The sequence below is a fragment of the Streptomyces sp. NPDC093252 genome (assembly GCF_040683675.1).
Classification (GTDB): domain Bacteria; phylum Actinomycetota; class Actinomycetes; order Streptomycetales; family Streptomycetaceae; genus Streptomyces.
Genome location: NZ_JBFBEM010000017.1, coordinates 66,238 through 83,096 on the forward strand (window position 1 = coordinate 66,238; position 16,859 = coordinate 83,096).

14 protein-coding genes are annotated in these 16,859 nt (G+C 74.4%); 7 read left to right on the top strand and 7 right to left on the bottom strand.

The genetic code is table 11. The annotated features are described in order from the left end of the window. Window positions 1-17 precede the first annotated feature (17 nt). Entirely contained in the window at window positions 18-443 is a 426-nt protein-coding gene (locus AB0O01_RS30805; protein ID WP_365318496.1) for an OsmC family protein, read from the top strand. Window positions 444-612: 169 nt separating this feature from the next. Here the strand turns inward: AB0O01_RS30805 and AB0O01_RS30810 are convergent, their stop codons facing one another. After that, window positions 613-1,476, bottom strand: a complete 864-nt coding sequence (locus tag AB0O01_RS30810; RefSeq protein WP_365318498.1) for a helix-turn-helix transcriptional regulator — start codon at window positions 1,474-1,476, stop codon at window positions 613-615. A 275-nt stretch (window positions 1,477-1,751) separates the two neighbouring features. Here AB0O01_RS30810 and AB0O01_RS30815 point away from each other — a divergent pair, with 275 nt between their 5' ends. Further along, the gene (locus AB0O01_RS30815) at window positions 1,752-2,177 is read left to right on the top strand and encodes a hypothetical protein (protein ID WP_365318500.1); all 426 of its coding nucleotides are present in this window, start codon (window positions 1,752-1,754) and stop codon (window positions 2,175-2,177) included. Here AB0O01_RS30815 and AB0O01_RS30820 read toward each other — a convergent pair. After that, window positions 2,159-2,986 (bottom strand): helix-turn-helix transcriptional regulator, encoded by an 828-nt coding sequence (locus AB0O01_RS30820; protein ID WP_365318501.1) that lies wholly within the window; start codon window positions 2,984-2,986, stop codon window positions 2,159-2,161. The genes AB0O01_RS30815 and AB0O01_RS30820 overlap by 19 nt on opposite strands. Before the next feature lie 161 nt (window positions 2,987-3,147). Between AB0O01_RS30820 and AB0O01_RS30825 the strand changes: the two genes are divergently transcribed. The 3 genes from AB0O01_RS30825 (at window position 3,148) to AB0O01_RS30835 (ending at window position 5,289) form a co-directional block, all read left to right on the top strand. After that, window positions 3,148-3,453: a 4a-hydroxytetrahydrobiopterin dehydratase gene (locus AB0O01_RS30825; protein ID WP_365318503.1), complete on the top strand. Its 306-nt coding sequence runs from the start codon at window positions 3,148-3,150 to the stop codon at window positions 3,451-3,453. Window positions 3,454-3,460: 7 nt separating this feature from the next. Beyond that, window positions 3,461-4,216, top strand: a complete 756-nt coding sequence (locus AB0O01_RS30830; protein WP_365318505.1) for a class I SAM-dependent methyltransferase — start codon at window positions 3,461-3,463, stop codon at window positions 4,214-4,216. Between the two features lie 119 nt (window positions 4,217-4,335). Continuing rightward, window positions 4,336-5,289 carry a class I SAM-dependent methyltransferase gene (locus AB0O01_RS30835; RefSeq protein WP_365318507.1) on the top strand — a complete coding sequence of 318 codons (954 nt, stop codon included), beginning with the start codon at window positions 4,336-4,338 and terminating at the stop codon, window positions 5,287-5,289. A gap of 59 nt (window positions 5,290-5,348) precedes the next feature. Here the strand turns inward: AB0O01_RS30835 and AB0O01_RS30840 are convergent, their stop codons facing one another. Beyond that, window positions 5,349-6,719 carry a glycosyltransferase family 39 protein gene (locus tag AB0O01_RS30840; protein WP_365318509.1) on the bottom strand — a complete coding sequence of 457 codons (1,371 nt, stop codon included), beginning with the start codon at window positions 6,717-6,719 and terminating at the stop codon, window positions 5,349-5,351. 481 nt (window positions 6,720-7,200) lie between these two features. Between AB0O01_RS30840 and AB0O01_RS30845 the strand changes: the two genes are divergently transcribed. Further along, window positions 7,201-10,584 carry a hypothetical protein gene (locus tag AB0O01_RS30845; protein ID WP_365318510.1) on the top strand — a complete coding sequence of 1,128 codons (3,384 nt, stop codon included), beginning with the start codon at window positions 7,201-7,203 and terminating at the stop codon, window positions 10,582-10,584. Window positions 10,585-10,604: 20 nt separating this feature from the next. Here the strand turns inward: AB0O01_RS30845 and AB0O01_RS30850 are convergent, their stop codons facing one another. The 3 genes from AB0O01_RS30850 to AB0O01_RS30860 form a co-directional block, all read right to left on the bottom strand. Next, a complete protein-coding gene (locus AB0O01_RS30850; protein ID WP_365318512.1) occupies window positions 10,605-11,441 on the bottom strand; it encodes an aldo/keto reductase in 837 nt (278 codons plus the stop codon). 124 nt (window positions 11,442-11,565) lie between these two features. Beyond that, the gene (locus AB0O01_RS30855; protein WP_365318514.1) at window positions 11,566-13,392 is read right to left on the bottom strand and encodes an AMP-dependent synthetase/ligase; all 1,827 of its coding nucleotides are present in this window, start codon (window positions 13,390-13,392) and stop codon (window positions 11,566-11,568) included. Between the two features lie 207 nt (window positions 13,393-13,599). Next, a complete protein-coding gene (locus tag AB0O01_RS30860; RefSeq protein ID WP_365318515.1) occupies window positions 13,600-14,478 on the bottom strand; it encodes a LysR substrate-binding domain-containing protein in 879 nt (292 codons plus the stop codon). A 188-nt stretch (window positions 14,479-14,666) separates the two neighbouring features. On the opposite strand from AB0O01_RS30860, the gene AB0O01_RS30865 reads away from it, so the two are divergent. Then, window positions 14,667-15,680 carry a bile acid:sodium symporter family protein gene (locus AB0O01_RS30865; RefSeq protein WP_365318680.1) on the top strand — a complete coding sequence of 338 codons (1,014 nt, stop codon included), beginning with the start codon at window positions 14,667-14,669 and terminating at the stop codon, window positions 15,678-15,680. Here the strand turns inward: AB0O01_RS30865 and AB0O01_RS30870 are convergent. Next, complete coding sequence (locus AB0O01_RS30870; RefSeq protein ID WP_365318516.1) at window positions 15,616-16,854, bottom strand: DUF4185 domain-containing protein; 1,239 nt, start codon at window positions 16,852-16,854, stop codon at window positions 15,616-15,618. The genes AB0O01_RS30865 and AB0O01_RS30870 overlap by 65 nt on opposite strands. Window positions 16,855-16,859: the final 5 nt, after the last annotated feature.

A 16,859-nucleotide genomic window follows, 5' to 3' on the forward strand; every position in this document is an offset into this window, starting at 1 on the left:
TCGCGAAAGGAAACACCGTGGCCACCACGCGCTCCGCACACACTGTCTGGGAAGGCAACCTCCTCCAGGGCAGCGGCGTCGTCACCTTCGACTCCTCCGGCATCGGCACGCAGCCGGTGTCGTGGCCGTCGCGCGCCGAGGCGGCGAACGGCAAGACCAGCCCGGAGGAGCTGATCGCCGCCGCCCATTCGAGCTGCTTCTCCATGGCCCTCTCGCACGGCCTGACCGGGGCCGGCACCCCGCCCACCCGTCTCACCACCTCGGCGGACGTCACCTTCCAGCCGGGTACCGGTATCACCGGGATCCATCTGACCGTCGAGGGCGAGGTGCCCGGCCTGGACGAGGCGGCGTTCGTCTCCGCGGCGGAGGACGCCAAGGCGAACTGCCCGGTCAGCCAGGCGCTGGCGGGGACGACGATCACGCTGTCGGCGAAACTGGGCTGACGTGACCCGTCCGGGGGGTTAGGCGGTGCCGCATCTCTGTGATGGGGGGTGCGGCACTGTTGTTCGCGGGGGAGGGGGTGGGGGGTGGGGTTGTGTGCCGGGTGCGGGTGGGGGGTGGCTGGGTGCGCAGTTCCCCGCGCCCCTTGAGGGCGTTGTCGTGGGCGGGGTTCTAGTGGTGGGTGCGGTATTTGTGGAGGATTTGCTTGGTTCGGGTGGCTGACGCGGCGTGTGCGGTCAGGTTGTCCAGTACCTCCAGGTGTGCGGACACCTCGTCGCGCGAGTCCAGATAGAGCGCCCCGGTCAGATACTCCGTGAACACCATGTCCGGCAGCTCCGGCTCCGCGAACCGGAACAGGGAGAACGGGGCGTAGGTCGCCGGATGCGGGCCCGCCTCGAACTCGGCGACCTGGAGCGTGATCCGCTCCGAATCGGCGTGCGCCAGCAGCCGGTCGATCTGCTCCCGCATCACCCCGGGATCCGCGGCCACCGGCCGCGCCAGCACCGTCTCGTCCATGATCACCCACAGATGGGGCGGACTCGGCTCCTGGAGCAGCTTCTGCCGGGTCATCCGCAGCGCCACATGCCGCTCCACGCTCTCCGGACCGCTCTGCCCTATCGTGCCTGCGTCCAGCACCGAACGGGCGTAGTCCTCGGTCTGGAGCAGCCCCGGCACGAAATGCGGCTCATAGGCGCGGATCATCCGGGCCGCGCCCTCCAGGCTGACGTACAGACTGAACCAGTCCGGCAGCACATCGTGGAACCGCTGCCACCAGCCCGGCTTGTTCGCCTCCTCGGCCAGTGCCACGAACGCCGCGGCCTCGCCCGCCGGTACCCCGTACGCCTCCAGCAGGATCTGGACGTACGGGATCCGCAGTGAGACCTCGGCCATCTCCATCCGGCGTACGGTCGCCGGGGCCACCCGCAGAATCCGGGCCGCCTCCTCGCGCCGCAGACCGGCCGCCTCCCGCAGTTCCTGAAGCCGTTTGCCGAGCACCACCTGGCCGACGGTCGGCGCGGGCCGCCGCTCACTCACGCCACGCCTCCCCTACGCGCCGAAAGAACGCGAGCAGTCTGTCATGTCCCGGTGGCCGAATCACCAGTGCGGCAGGAGATGCTCGCCACCTTCTGCGGGTCAAGCGAGGCTGCGGTCAAGGCCGTTGCCCCGCCCATTACCTCTCGCGTAATCGACCCCTGACCCGGGGCGGGCGATCGTAGGGGCACCGGGTTCCGGGGCGGCGCACTCCGCTCCGGAACCCGGGGTTCCCACCGCCCCCGCACCGCCTCCACCTCGACGAAGGGTGACCAGCCATGTCCGCGACCACACTCGCCGCGCTCGCCCGCACCTCCGACCCCAACCCCATGCTGCGCCGCTTCCTCGCCCTCGACGCGCTGGTCACCGGCGCCAACGGCGTCGCCTACCTGGCCGCCGCCGGACCCCTCGGCCGGTTCCTCGGCGCCGGTTCCGGGCTGCTGCTCACCCTTGGCGCGATCCTGACGGCCTACGGCGCCGTGGTCGGGGTACTCGCCACCCGGCCCCGCCCGGCGGTGCTGCCCGTCAGGGCCGTCGTGGAGATCAACCTCGCCTGGACCGCGCTCAGTTTCGTCGCCCTGGCGCTCTGGCTGACCCCGACCACCGCCGGAGCCGTCTGGACCGTCCTCCAGGCGTTCGCCGTCGGCGGCTTCGCCACCCTCCAGTGGGCGGCCCTGCGCCACCGTCAGGCCATCAGCGAGTGAAGGTACTTGACCGTCGCCGGGTCGGCCGGGAGCAGCGTCTCGATGGCCAGCTCGGCGACCGTCACATCCATCGGCGTGTTGAACGTCGAGATCGACGACACGAACGACAGGGTGTGCCCCGCGTGCTCCAGCACCATCGGCAGCGCGATGTACGGCACCGGGGCCCGCTCCTCGGGGTGGTACGCGGGGGCGTCCGGCACCGGATAGGCCGCGACCTCCTCGTACAGCTTCCGCAGCTCCGGCGAGCGGCGCAGCGCGATCTGGCCCCGCATCTGGTGCAGCAGATGCCCCCGCCACTCCGCCAGATTCCGGATCCGCGGCGCGAGCCCCTCCGGGTGCAGGGTGATCCGTACGGCGTTCACGGGCGGGGTCAGCAGATGCTCCGGCAGCCCGTCCAGGATCATCGCGATGCCCCGGTTGGCCGCCACCACCGTGTAGTGCGCGTCCACCACCAGCGCCGGATACGGCTCGAACCCCTGGATCAGCCGCTCGATGCCCTCCCGCAGCGGGCCCATCGCCGGGTCGTCGAGCGGGGTCTCCGGGAAACGGGGCGCGTAACCGGCGGCCAGCAGCAGCGCGTTGCGCTCCCGCATCGGCACGTCCAGATGCTCCGCCAGCCGCAGCACCATCTCCTCGCTCGGCCGGGACCGCCCCGTCTCGATGAAGCTGATGTGCCGCGCCGACGAGTCCGCCCGCAGCGACAGCTCCAACTGGCTCACCCGCCGCTCCTCCCGCCAGGCCCGCAGCAGCGGACCGACGCCCTGACCTGCGGGGGTGACGGGCGGGGGTGCGGGGGCGCGGGTGCTCATGTCCCCGACGGTAACCGAGGCGGCGCCGAGGGACGAACGACTATGCGCTCGACCGCGTACGGACTGCCGGACTGCCGACCGCTGGGGCGGTGCCGGGCATCGGTCGCCGCGGCGTGGCACGCTGAAGTGGAGAGAGCCTTTCCCCGGAGGGAGTCCCCGTCATGGGCGCTGAAGCGCTGTCACCGCAGGACGTCGAGGCGCGGCTCGCCGCGCTGCCGGGCTGGACCCTGGACGGCGACCGCATCGGCCGCACCTACCGGCTCGCCTCGCATCCGGCCGCGACCGCGCTGGTCGTGCACATCGCCCAGGTGCAGGAGGAGCTGAACCACCACTCCGACCTCGCCCTCGGCTACAACACCGTGACCCTCACCGTGCACACCCACAGCGCGGGCGGCGCGCTCACCGCGAAGGACTTCGAGCTGGCCGCCCGGGTCCAGGCCCTGGCCCCCGCGCACGGCGCCGAGTGAGCCCGCCGTGCTCGACTACCGGCAGGAGGCGGCCCGCTACGACGCCCTGCGCGGCGGCGAGCCCCGGGCCGAGGCGGCGGCCGAGGGCGTACTGAGCCTGATACCGCCGGACGCGCGCGGGCTGCTCGACGTGGCCTGCGGCACCGGGATCGTCACCCGGCGGCTCGCCGCCGCCCGCCCCGCGACACGGGTGACCGGCGCCGACCTCACCCCCGAGATGGCCCGGCACGCCGTCGCCCGGCTGCCCGGCGCGGTGGTCCTCGCCGACAGCGGGCGACTGCCGTTCCGGGACGGCGCCTTCGACGCGGTGAGCAGTGTCTGGCTGCTGCATCTGCTGGGCGGCCCGGCGGAGGTCGCCGCGGTCGTCGCCGAGTGCGCGCGGGTGCTGCGGCCCGGCGGGGTGTATGTCACGACGGTCGACAAGGCGGCCTCCCACAACGTCGGCAGCGACATCGACGCCGTGCTGGCCACCCGGCCGCGCAGTCCCGCCCACGACGCCTCGGACGCGGTCGCCGGGCACGCGGCCGGGGCGGGGCTGGTCCCGGCGGGCCGCACCCGCTTCGCCGGTCGCGGCCAGGGCCGCAGCCCCCGGCGGGCGGTCACCGATCTGCGCCGGGGGTGGTTCATGACGCTCCCTCCGGGCGACCCGCGCGCGGACGGCTACGCGACCCGGCTCGCGGCCCTGCCGGACCAGGACCGGGACCGGCCGGAGCCGTGGTTCACGCTGCGGGCGTTTCGGAAGGTGGGGCAGGACGTCCGGTGACGGGGCGCGGCCGAAGGGGGTGCGCGACCCGGCTGGTTTGCCGGTACGGCAAAGGTATTTGCTTGCCCATGCGGCACGGGGCACGCTGACAGCATCCCGAGGCGAGGAGAGACGGCCCCATGGCGCACGGCGACCACGGCAACGGCCACGGCAAGGACGGCCACCATCACGGAGACGGGCACGGGCACGGGCATGGAGAGGGGCACGGGCACGGGCACAGCGACAGTGACATCGACTGGTCCGCCATGGCCCCGCACCTGGAGGCGCAGGCAGAGCTGTTCGCGCCGCTCAACGAGCGGGCCGTGGCCTGGCTCGGCAAACGGCAGACCGCGCCGGGACTGATCGTCGACGCGGGCAGCGGACCCGGCGTCATCTCCTGTCTGTTCGCCGAGACGTTCCCCGGCGCCCGGGTGGTCGCCGTCGACGGGGCCGCACCCCTGCTGGAGCGGGCGCGGGCGCGGGCGGCGCGGCTCGGGGTGGCCGACCGGTTCAGCACCCTGACGGGAGAGCTGCCGGACGCGCTGGCCGACCTCGACTACCCCGTCGACCTCCTCTGGGCCAGCCGCAGCCTGCATCACCTCGGCGACCAGCGGGCGGCGCTCGCCGCGTTCGCCCGGCACCTCGCGCCGGGCGGCACCCTGGCGCTGATGGAGGGCGGCCTTTCGGCCCGCTTCCTCCCCCGTGACCTCGGTATCGGCCGCCCCGGTCTCCAGGCCCGGCTGGACGCGCTGCACGAGGAGCGGTTCGCCGAGATGCGCGCGACACTGCCGGGCGCGGTCCACGAGGCCGAGGACTGGCAGGCGCCGCTGACCGCCGCCGGGCTGAAGCCGACCGGCACCCGCAGCTTCCTCCTGGACCTGCCCGCCCCGGCCCCCGACCGGGCGCGCGCCTATGTCGCCCAGACCCTCGGCCGGCTGCGCGAGGGCTTCGCCGACCAGCTCGACACCACCGACCGCGCCACCCTCGACCGTCTCCTCGACCCCGAGGACCCGGCGGGCGTCCACCGCCGCCCGGACGTCTTCCTCCTGGAGGCACAGACCGTCCACACGGCGACCCGCACGCTGGAGCCGTAGGCAGGCGTCCGGCATCCGCCGCCCCCGACCCCCGCCCGCCGACATCCCTCAACGCCCCCTCAACACCCCCCCACCCGCACGAACAACACCACCCGCACCCCCCGCAACTCCCACTCCCCGCACGGCTCGAAAGCCGTCGCCAGGATCTCCCGTTTGGCGCGTTCCGTCGGGGTCCGGTCCAGGGGCTGGTCCGCCGGGTCGCCCACGGCGAGGACGCGGGGGGTGGCGAGCAGACGGGCGCGGAGGGTGGCGGGGTCCGTCTCCGTGCCGTAGAGGGTGCGGGAGTCGGCCGGGGCGGCGGACAGGGCGAGATCCCGCAGGCCCGCCACCGAGGACGGGTCGGCCAGCGTCCAGACCCGGCGCCGCCCGGGGAGGTACACCACACCGTCCGCCGTCCGGCCCGCCGCGCGGAGGGTCTCGGAGATCGCCGTCACATCGTCCAGACGGCTGTCCGGGGTCCGCAGATGCAGTGAGTAGGGCACCAGCGCCAGCACCGCCGCCCCGGCCACCAGCAGCACCCGGGGCCGGGCCCGGCCCAGGACCGTGCCGATCAGCAGGGCCGCGCCCGCCTGGGAGTACAGCACGTACCGGTCCACGTACAGCGGCTTGGCCAGGGACGCGAGCAGCAGCACCGCGGGCGGGACCACGAGCAGGGCGAGGGACAGGGCCGGGAGGCGGCCGGGGGAGGGGTGTCCCCGGCGCAGCAGCGCCGCGCAGAGCAGCCCCGTCGCCGACATGCCGACGAAGCCCGCCACCGCGCTGCCCTCGATCCCCCCGATCCACGCCACCTGCCCCGACTGCCCCATGCTCAGCAGCACCAGCGGGCTCAGGAGCGCGCACACCGGCAGCGCGGCCGTCAGCCAGGCCCGGCGGGCGGACGCCGGGACCGCCACCGCGTGCGCCAGGAGCACCAGCACCGCGAACTCGTGCAGCAGACAGGCCGTCAGGAGCACCGCCCCGTAACCGGCCCAGATCCGGCGGGACGCTGTGTCCACCGCCCGGACCAGGAGATACGTCGCCCAGATCACCAGCGCGCAGACCAGCGCGTACGACCTGCCCTCCTGGGCGTAGCGCTGGACCGGGGGCAGGAGGGCGAAGACGAGACCGGCCGCCAGGGCCGCCCGGGGGCCCGCGAGGCGCAGGGCGAGCAGGGCGAGGGTGCCGCAGGCGACGGCGGTCGCCAGGACCGACGGCAGCCGCATCACCAGCAGCGGGTCACCGCCGTCGCCGGTCAGCCGGAACAGGGCGTGCATCAGCAGGTAGTACAGGCCGTGCACCGCGTCCGCCCCGCCGAGCGTGCCCCACAGGTCCGGCAGCGCCCGCCGGGCCATGTCGTAGGTCACCGCCTCGTCCCGCCACAGGCTGCCGCCCCGCCGGACGCCCCACAGGCCGAGGGCGAGGGAGACGGCGGCCGGGACGAGGACCGCCACCCGGGCGGCGGCCCGGGACCGGCCCCGGGCGGGCGGGACGGGGCGGGTGCCGGTGGTGGCGCGGGGGTGCTGAAGCGTGGCGATGAGGGGCTCCGGTGCGAGGCGTCGGCAGGGACAGATGCCGAGTCCAGGCGCCGGACGATTGATGGGCAGCCCCCTTCCGGAGCGCCGATCAATCGGCGGGGGCGGATTGCTAGCGTGGGAACCGCTGGTGAGGGGGAGGGACAGGGGCCGTCCGGCGGAGCCGAGTCGCTCCCCGGGGGGATCCGCTGGTGAGGGGGATGAGGGGCCGTCGGGTGGAGCCGAGACCGCTGGTGAGGGGGATGAGGGGCCGTCGGGTGGAGCCGAGACCGCTGGTGAGGGGGACGAGGGGCCGTCCGGTGGAGCCGAGACCGCTGGTGTGACGGGGGACGAGGGGCCGTCGGGTGGAGCTGAGCCGTTCCCCCCCGGGGGGAACCGCTGGTGACGGGGGATGAGGGAGATGGGCCGCAAGGAGAAACCGCTCGATCCGGCCGCGGGCGCCGTCCAGCGCTTCGCCTTCGAGCTGCGCAAGCTGCGCGAGGAGGCGGGCGCCCCGACCTACCGGGCGATGGCCGCCCGCGCGGGCTACTCCGGCCCGACCCTGTCCGCCGCCGCGGCCGGGGAACGGCTGCCGACCCTGCCGGTGCTCCTCGCCTACGTCCGCGCCTGCGGCGGCGACGCGGCCGACGAGGCCGACTGGACCGCGCGCCTGCTGGCCGCCGTCGCCGAGTCCGCCGAACCGGCCGCCCCCGACGGCAGCGACAGCGCCGACAGCCCCTACCCCGGCCTCGCCCGCTTCGAGACCGGCGACGGCGACCACTTCCACGGCCGGGACGACCTGATCGCCGAACTCCTCGCCCTCACCGCCCGCCGCCGCGTCCTGGCGGTGGTCGGCGCCTCCGGCAGCGGCAAGTCCTCGCTGCTGCGCGCCGGACTCGTCCCCGCCCTGCGCGGCCCCCGCACCCCGGACGGGCCCGCCGCCATCCGGGTCGTCACCCCCGGAGCCCACCCCGCCCGCACCCACGCCGAGCGCTTCGCCCCGCATCCCGGTGCCGGTGACGGGGACACCCTCGTCGTGGTCGACCAGTTCGAGGAGACCTTCGCGCTGTGCCGGGACCCGGCCGAGCGGGAGCGGTTCATCGCGCTGCTGCTGTCCGCCCTGGACCCCGCGAACCGGCTGCGCGTCCTGATCGCCGTACGCGCCGACTTCTACGGGCGGTGCGCCGAGCACGGGCCGCTCGCGGCGGCGCTGCGCGACTCCACCCTCCTGGTCGGCCCGATGGCGGCACCGCGGTTGCGGGAGGCCGTGGTCCGGCCGGCGGGCGCCCGGCGGCTGATCGTCGAACGCGCCCTCACCGCCCGGATCGTGGCCGATGTCGAGGGGCAGCCCGGCGGACTGCCGCTGATGGCGCACGCCCTGCGCGAGGTCTGGCGCCGCCGCACCGGCAAGACCCTCACCCTGACCGCCTACGAGGCCATCGGCGGCGTCGACGGGGCCGTCGCGCACACCGCCGAGACCCTCTACGCCCGGCTCGGGCCCGCCGAGCGGACCGCCCTGCGCCGGCTGCTGCTGCGGCTGGTCACCCCGGGCGACGGCACCGCCGACACCCGCCGCCCCGCCGACCGGTCCGAACTCGGCGCCGACCCCGTCACCGCCGAGGTCCTGGAACACCTGGTGCGGGCCCGGCTGCTGACCGTCGACGGCGACACCGTCGACCTCGCCCATGAGGCGCTGCTCGTCGCCTGGCCCCGGCTCGGCGGCTGGCTCACCGAGGACCGGGAACGGCTGCGCGCCCACCGCAGGCTCACCCAGGCCGCCGAGGCGTGGCACGCACTCGGCCGCGACGACGGCGCCCTGTACCGGGGCGTCCGGCTCGCCGAGGCCCGGGAGCTGTTCGGGGCACCGGCCGGTGCCGGGCCCGCCGAGCTGACCGGGCCGGAGGCCGCGTTCCTCACCGCCAGCACCGCCGCCGCCGACCGCGCCCGGCGCGCCGCGACCCGGGCCGCGCGCCGCACCCGCGCCCTGCTGGCCGGGCTCGCCGCCCTGCTCTGCCTGGCCGCCGTCGCCGGACTGACCGCCTGGCGGCAGAACGAGGTCGGCGACCGCCGCGCGCGGGAGACCGAGGCCCGCCGCATCGCCGCCCTCGCCGAGACCCTGCGCACCGGTGAGCCCCGTACCGCGATGCGGCTCGCCCTCGCCGCCTGGCACACCGCCGATCTGCCCGAGACCCGGCGCGCCCTGCGCTCGGCGGCGGCCCAGAGCGACCAGGACGCGTTCACCCGGCCGGAGGGCGGATCGCCCTACGCCAACGAGCCGAGCTGGCTCAGCCGGGACGGGCGGACCCTGACCTATGTGGCGTACGACGACCGGGTGGTGCGCTGGAATGTGCCCAGCGGACGGCGGTTGGGGGAGACCGTTCTGCCGGGGGTCACCGAGGGCGTGTTCGGGGTCGGCCCCGACGGGCGGCTCCTCGCCCACCGGGGCGCGAACGGCAGGGAACTGCTGATCACCGACCTCGCCGCGGGCACCACCCGGAGCATCACCACCGACACCGGCGCGGACACGGATGTGGAGTTCGGCCCCGACGGGGATTCCCTGCTGCTGCGCCGGACCCTGCCGGGCACGGAGGGGCGGGCCGAGCTGGAGGTGTGGGACCTGACCCGGCGGCGGCTCGTGCTGCGCCACCACAACGCCGAGGGGAGCGGGCCGGGTCCGGTGCTGGGGCCGGGTGACAGGCGGCTGGCCTGGTGCGCGCACGACGATCAGCGACTGCGGGTGCTCGATCTGACGACCGGACGGATCCTGCCCCAGGACATGCCCCGCGCGACCGAGAGACTGCTGTGCGCGGCGGACGAACGGGTCTTCACCCCCGACGGCCACGCGCTCGCCGCGGCCACCGCCGAGGGCGTGGTCACCTGGGACCTCGACGCCCGGCGCGAACGGCCCCGCCTGCCGGTCGAGGGCGGGGCGCTGGAGGTGACCTTCGCCGGGCCCTACGCCCTGACCTCGCGGACCGGGGAGCTGGCCCTGTGGCGCACCGACACCCCCGCCCCGCCGGACGGCGCCCCGCGCGAACCGGTGTTCACCCAGCCCCTCGCCGGGGCGGCGGTCGGCGATCTCCGGCTGGACCTGCCCGGCGGGGTGCTGCGCCATCGCGCCGGGGGCCAGACCGAGGTGATCCGGACGGTCTCCCTCCAGGGGCTGACGGGATCGTCCTGGCACCCGGAGCGCGCGGAGCCCGAGCAGCCCGGGGAGGTGGTCGCCGTCCAGCCCGGCACCGGCCGCGAACTCACCCCCGAGGGCGATCTCGTGGGCGGCGGCATCGACGTCCCCCGGCGGGTGGTCTCCGGTGAGGATCTGCTGGAGACGGGCGCCTTCAGCGCCGATGGGGGACTGCTCGCGGTCAGTGACATCCAGGGGCGGCTGACGCTGTGGGACATCTCCAACGGGCGGCGGCTCGCCGTGCTCCGGATCATGGACAGCCGCAATCTGTACCGCCGGGCCCTGGCGTTCTCCCCGGACGGCGCTCTGCTCGCGGCGAGCGCGGCCGACGGGTCCGTCCTGGTGTGGGAGACCGCCTCACCCGAGCTGGCCCCGGCCGTGCTCCCGGTCGGCGACGGCCCGGTCCGCGCGCTGCGCGTCGACCGGCACGGCCGGCTGACCGTCGACACCCCCCATCTCACCGCCCGCACCCGGGAACTGACCCCCGAACGCGCCGCCGCCCGCCTCTGCACCCGGGCCGGGGGCGGCCCCGACCAGACCGAGTGGTCGGAGTACCTCCCCGGCTCGGGACCCCACCGGGACCTCTGCGCGGACGCGGAAGCGGAAGCGGGCGGTGGCTGAGGTGACCCTCGGGCCTGGCGTCAGCCGACGTTGAACGTCGACGGGTCGGCGCCCGTGCGGCGGTCCTCGTTGAGGGCGCTGATCGCCGCCAGGTCCTCGGTGTCCAGGGTGAAGTCGAAGACGTCGATGTTCTCCCGGATCCGGGACGGGGTCACGGACTTGGGGATGACCACATGGCCCAGTTGGAGGTGCCAGCGCAGCACGATCTGGGCCGGGGTGCGGTTGTGCTTCTGCCCGATCGCCACCAGCGCCGGGACCTCCAGCAGGCCCTTGCCGGAGCCGAGCGGCGACCACGCCTCCGTGGCGATGCCCTGCTCCGCGTGGTACTCGCGGGCCGCGCGCTGCTGGAGCCGCGGGTGCAGTTCGATCTGGTCGACGGCGGGGATGACCGAGGTCTCGGTGATCAGCCGCTCCAGGTGCTCCGGCTCGAAGTTGGACACGCCGATCGCCTTCACCCGGCCGTCGGCGTACAGCTTCTCGAACGCCCGGTAGGTGTCCAGGTAGCGGTCCTTGGCGGGGGCCGGCCAGTGGATCAGATACAGGTCCACATAGTCCAGGCCCAGCTTGGCCAGCGAGGTGTCGAACGCCCGGAGGGTGGTGTCGTAGCCCTGGTCGCTGTTCCAGAGCTTGGTGGTGACGAAGAGTTCCTCGCGGGGGATGCCGGAGGCGGCGACGGCCCGGCCGGTGCCCTCCTCGTTGCCGTAGATCGCGGCGGTGTCGATGCTGCGGTAGCCGGCCTCCAGCGCGGTGGCCACGGCCCGCTCGGCCTCCGCGTCCGGCACCTGCCACACGCCGAAACCGAGCTGGGGCATCTCGACGCCGTTGTTGAGGATGATCGGGGGGACCTTGCTGCTCACGCGCTCTCGATCCTTCGAAGTCGTTGTCCGGTGATCTCCCATCGTCAACGATCGAAGGCGGTCCCGCATTCCTGACGTCACAAACCGGCCGCCGACTGACCGGCGCACGCCCCTTAGCGGGCCGTCACGACCGGTACAGCGCCTCCACCTCGTCGGCGTAGACGCGCATGATCGCCCTGCGCTTCGGCTTCAGCGACGGTGTGAGCAGGCCCTGTTCCTCGGTGAACGGGCGGGCGAGGATGCGGAAGGCGCGGATCGACTCGGCCTGCGAGACCAGGGTGTTGGCGGCCAGCACCGCGCGCCGCACCTCCGCCTCCAGCTCCGCGTCCCGCACCAGCCGCTCCGGCCCCGGCTGCGGTCTGCCGCGGAGCTGGAGCCAGTGCGCGACCGCCTCCGGGTCCAGGGTGATCAGGGCGGCGACGAACGGCCGGTCGTCACCGACCACCAGGCACTGGCTGACCAGCGGATGGTCCCGGACCCGGGCCTCCAGCGGCGCCGGTGACAGGCTCTTGCCGCCGGCCGTCACCACGATCTCCTTCTTGCGGCCGGTCAGGGTGAGATAGCCGTCGTCGTCCAGCGTGCCCAGATCGCCGGTGGCGAGCCAGCCGTCACGCAGGGCCTCCCGGGTGGCCTCGGGGTCGTTGAGATAGCCCCGGAAGACGGTGCCGCCGCGCAGCCAGACCTCGCCGTCGTCGGCGATGCGCACGGCGACGCCGGGGATGGGGCGGCCGACCGTGCCGTAGCGGGTGCGGCCGGGCGGGTTGGCGGTGGCGGCGGCGGTCGACTCGGTCAGCCCGTAGCCCTCGTAGATCCGGACGCCCGCGCCCGCGAAGAACAGGCCCAGGCGGCGGTTCATGGCGGCGCCGCCGGACATGGCGGTGCGCAGCCGCCCGCCCAGCGCCGCGCGCACCTTGGCGTACACCAGCCGGTCGAAGACCTGGTGCTGCATCCGCAGTGCCGCCGAGGGGCCCGGTCCGGTGCCCCAGGCGCGGGCCTCCACCGCGTCGGCGTGGCGCACCGCCACCTCCACGGCCCGCTCGAACGGCCCCGCGCGACCCTCGCGCTCCGCCTTGCGGCGGGCCGCCTGGAACACCTTCTCGAAGACGTACGGCACGGCCAGCACGAACGTCGGCCGGAACACCGCCAGGTCGGGCAGCAGGGCGGTGGCGGTCAGCTCCGGCTGGTGCCCGAACCGCACCCCGTGCCGGACCGCGGCGACCTGCACCATCCGCCCGAAGACATGCGCCAGGGGAAGGAACAGCAGGGTGGCCGCCTCCTCGCCCCGGCGGGAGCTGAACACCGGATCCCAGTGCGCGGTGAGCGTGTCCGCCTCGTGCATGAAGTTGCCGTGGGTGAGGACACAGCCCTTGGGGCGGCCGGTGGTGCCGGAGGTGTAGAGGACGGTGGCGACCGTGTCGGGGGTGACGGCCCACCGGTGGCGGTGCACCACGTCGTCGTCGATCGCCGCGCCCGCGTCGGACAGTTCGCGCACCGCGCCGAGGTCGAGCTGCCACAGATGGCGCAGCGCCGGGAGCCGGCCGATGACGGTGGCGAGGGTCATCGCGTGGTCCTCGTGCTCGACGACCACCGCGCTCACCTCGGCGTCGGAGAGTATCCAGGAGCACTGCTCGGCCGACGAGGTGGGGTAGACGGGCACCACCTGGGCGCCGATCGTCCACAGGGCGTAGTCGAAGAGGGTCCACTCGTAGCGGGTGCGGGACATCAGCGCGACCCGGTCGCCGAACCGGACGCCCTCGGCGAGGAGCCCCTTGGCGAGGGCGAGGACCTCGTCGCGGAAGACGGCGGCGGTGACGTCGTACCACCGCCCGTCGGCGTCCTTGCGGCCCAGCGTGCGGTGCCCGGGATCGTCCAGGGCGCGCTGGAAGACCGTGTCGGCCAGACCGCCCACCTGCGGTGCCGACGCGAGCGAAGGATTGGTGAACTCGCGCAAACCCGCTCCCTGATGACCGTGCCGCTCCTCACAGGGCGTGAAAGTTACCCCACAGTCGGGACAGGGGGGAGGGGGGTGCGCGGCGCGGAATGCGCTGGACGGGGTGGGGTGAATCGTGTGCAAGGGGAGATGTCGGGCGCATATCTGACGGCGGAGTAAGGTTCGGCTGCGTAATCTCCACCGAATCTGTACGCCCCGATGACCCGCTCAGGGCCGCGGGGACGGGCCGCGGTGCAGTCCGGCGCCCGCCGCCAGGATCGCCCCGGCCAGCGCGTCGGCGGCGCCCGCCGAGGCGGGCGCGCGGCGCCCATGCACCACCACGAAGTCCACCGGCCCCAGTTCCGGCAGTCCGGCCCGGTCCGGCACCCGGACCAGCCCCGGCGGGATGAAGCTCCGGGAGTGGGCCATCACGCCCAGGCCCGCGCGGGCCGCCGCGATCAGCCCGTTGAGGCTGCCGCTGGTGCACACGATCCGCCACTCCCGCCCCTGCCGCTCCAGCGCCCGGAGCGCGAGCGCCCGGGTGAGGCCGGGCGGCGGGTACACGATCAGCGGGACGGCCCGCTCGGGGTCCAGCCGCAGCCGCTCCGCGCCGATCCACACCAGCCGGTCGTGCCAGACCAGCTCGCCCTGGGTGTCGCCGCGCCGCCGCTTGGCGAGCACCAGGTCCAGCTTTCCGGCGGCCAGCATCTCGTGCAGGGTGCCGGAGAGTTCGACGGTCAGCTCCAGATCGACCTCGGGGTGGTCGTGCCGGAAGCCCTCCAGGATCTCCGGCAGCCGGGTCAGCACGAAGTCCTCCGAGGCGCCGAACCGCAGCCGGCCGCGCACCCGGGTGCCGGTGAAGAACGCGGTCGCCTGCTCGTGCACCTCCAGCAGCCGACGGGCGAAGCCGAGCATGGCCTCGCCGTCCTCGGTCAGTTCCACCGAATGGGTGTCCCGGGTGAACAGCGGGCGCCCGGCCGCCTCCTCCAGCCGCCGCACATGCTGGCTCACCGTCGACTGGCGCAGCCCGAGCCGCCGCGCGGCCTGCGTGAAGCTCAGCGTCTGCGACACCGCGAGGAACGTCCGCAACTGCGTCGGGTCGTACATACCCGTGAGGTTAGCCCAGCTCATCACGGATCGTGATGACAGTGAGAGTGGTATGCGGGATTCCCGATCAAGGAAGGGAGGAGCACAATCGGGCGGGGGGCCCGCGGGCTCCGCACCGAGGAGCAGCAGCACCACCGACAGACCGAAGCAAGTGGAGCACCGTGAGACGCCTGCGATGGCCCGCCTGGATGCCGATCGACCCCTACATCCTGCTGATGCTGGCCACCGTGGGGTTCGCCGCGCTGCTGCCCGCCCGCGGGGTGGCCGCGGACGCCGTGGAGGGCGCCTCGACCGGCGCCATCGCCCTGCTCTTCTTCCTCTACGGCACCCGGCTGTCCACCCGGGAGGCGCTCGACGGACTCAAGCACTGGCGGCTCCACCTCACCGTCCTGGCCTGCACCTTCGTCCTCTTCCCGCTGCTCGGGCTCGCGGCCCGGGGACTGGTCCCGGTGCTGCTGACCGACCCGCTCTACCAGGGCCTGCTCTTCCTCACCCTGGTGCCCTCCACCATCCAGTCGTCCATCGCCTTCACCTCGATCGCCCGCGGGAACGTGGCCGCCGCGATCTGCGCCGGGTCCTTCTCCTCCCTGCTCGGCATCGTCGTCACCCCGCTGCTCGCGGCGTCGCTGCTGGGCGGGAGCGCGGGCGGGTTCGCGGCCGGGTCGGTGCTGGAGATCGTGCTGATGCTGCTGGTGCCGTTCCTCGCCGGGCAACTGCTGCGGCGCTGGATCGGCCCCTTCGTCACCCGGCACAAGAAGGTGCTCGGACTGATCGACCGCGGCTCGATCCTGCTGGTCGTCTACGCCGCCTTCAGCGAGGGCATGGTGCACGGCATCTGGAGCCGGATCAGCCCCGCCGAACTCGCCGGGCTGCTGGTCGTCGAGGCGGCGCTGCTGGCCGTGCTGCTCTCGGTCACCTGGTACGGGGCCAAGGCGCTGCGGTTCGGCCGCGAGGACCGGATCGCGATCCAGTTCGCCGGGTCCAAGAAGTCCCTGGCCGCCGGACTGCCCATGGCCAGTGTGCTGTTCGGGCCGCAGGCCGCGCTCGCCGTGGTGCCGCTGATGCTGTTCCACCAGATGCAGCTCATGGTCTGCGCGGTCATCGCCAAGCGCCGGGCGCGCGATCCCTTGCCGCCGGTCACCGCTCAGGCGCCAGCCGCAGTGTCACGAACCGCGGCCGGTACAGCGACACATTCCCGTTGAGCTGCGCCGCGGCGCCCGTGGGCTCCGGCCAGTTGATGTCATAGCTGAGCACCAGCCGTCCGTCCCCGCCGCCCGCCTCGGGATGGACCTGCGGGTTGTAGGCGGCGACCCCGGGGCGCGGCAACGCCGGGGCGAACCCCTCGCCGGGGCCGTGCCAGGGCCCGGTGGGGGAGCAGGACCAGTACGAGGTCACCGTCGACAGGCCCGCCGTGCCCGCCGCCATGGTGAACAGGACATAGCCGCCCCCGTCGCGCACCACGGAGAAGGCGCTGCCCACCCCGGTCTCCCGCTCGTCCCCCAGCACCGGGCGCGGCCCGTCCCGCGCGCTCCACCCCGACCCGGTCCAGAACCGCCACGCCGCCGGATCCCCGAGCCGCCCCTCGGGCACCCGCGCCACATACGCCGAGGAGACCGGCCGGGACACCGCCTGCCCGTCGTCCCCGCCGTAGACGTACGTCCAGTTGTCCTCCTCGATCAGGGTGGTGCCGAAGAGCACCCGGCGGGACGGGTCCGGCAGCAGGCTCTGGTCGAAGACCGTGGTGATCGACTCCACCCGCAGCCCGGGCAGGGTGAGGGTGGCGACCTCGGTGGCGGTGGGCACCCCGTAGATCCAGGGCGGCTGTCCGGCCGTCCGTACCCAGAGCAGGACCCGGACCACCTGTTCGGCGGAGCCGGACGCGCGGGGTTCGACCCGGGCGGCGACCGGCCAGCGCCAGCGGTCCGGGGCCGGGTCGGGGAAGAGCGGGGCGGCGAGGGTGGTGTCCAGTCGGTCGCCGGTCATCACCACGGCCGAGTTGCGCACCATCGGGGCGGCCGGGTCCCGCCAGGTGTGCGACTCGCCCGCCGGGTTGGGCGGGCCGTACACCCGGCCGAGGAAGGTGTCCGAGAACAGCCACAGCAGCCGGCCGTCCGGCAGTCGCACCGAGTGGGTGCCGTCCCCGCCGGTCCAGTCGTCGGTGCGGGCCGGGTCGTCGCCGTAGCGGGCGAACTCGCCGGTGAGCCCCTCGTCCTGGGACCAGTCGGTGACGGTGAGGGGGGCGCACGCCCCGGCGTCGGGGTGCGGGCCGCCGTCGTCGGGCTGGGCGCTGAGCAGCACGGCGGCGAGCACCAGGGCCAGCAGCACCCCGCAGGCCCCGGCACCCCCGCGGCGGCGGCGCACTCGGTCGTCGGGCACGCTCC

What these genes read in the sequence shown, in the direction of transcription:
- AB0O01_RS30815 (WP_365318500.1), top strand. Translation starts at nt 1,752, where the DNA reads ATGTCCGCGACCACACTCGCCGCGCTCGCCCGCACCTCCGACCCCAAC.
- AB0O01_RS30820 (WP_365318501.1), bottom strand. Translation starts at nt 2,986, where the DNA reads ATGAGCACCCGCGCCCCCGCACCCCCGCCCGTCACCCCCGCAGGTCAG.
- AB0O01_RS30825 (WP_365318503.1), top strand. Translation starts at nt 3,148, where the DNA reads ATGGGCGCTGAAGCGCTGTCACCGCAGGACGTCGAGGCGCGGCTCGCC.
- AB0O01_RS30835 (WP_365318507.1), top strand. Translation starts at nt 4,336, where the DNA reads ATGGCGCACGGCGACCACGGCAACGGCCACGGCAAGGACGGCCACCAT.
- AB0O01_RS30845 (WP_365318510.1), top strand. Translation starts at nt 7,201, where the DNA reads ATGGGCCGCAAGGAGAAACCGCTCGATCCGGCCGCGGGCGCCGTCCAG.
- AB0O01_RS30860 (WP_365318515.1), bottom strand. Translation starts at nt 14,478, where the DNA reads ATGTACGACCCGACGCAGTTGCGGACGTTCCTCGCGGTGTCGCAGACG.
- AB0O01_RS30865 (WP_365318680.1), top strand. Translation starts at nt 14,667, where the DNA reads ATGCCGATCGACCCCTACATCCTGCTGATGCTGGCCACCGTGGGGTTC.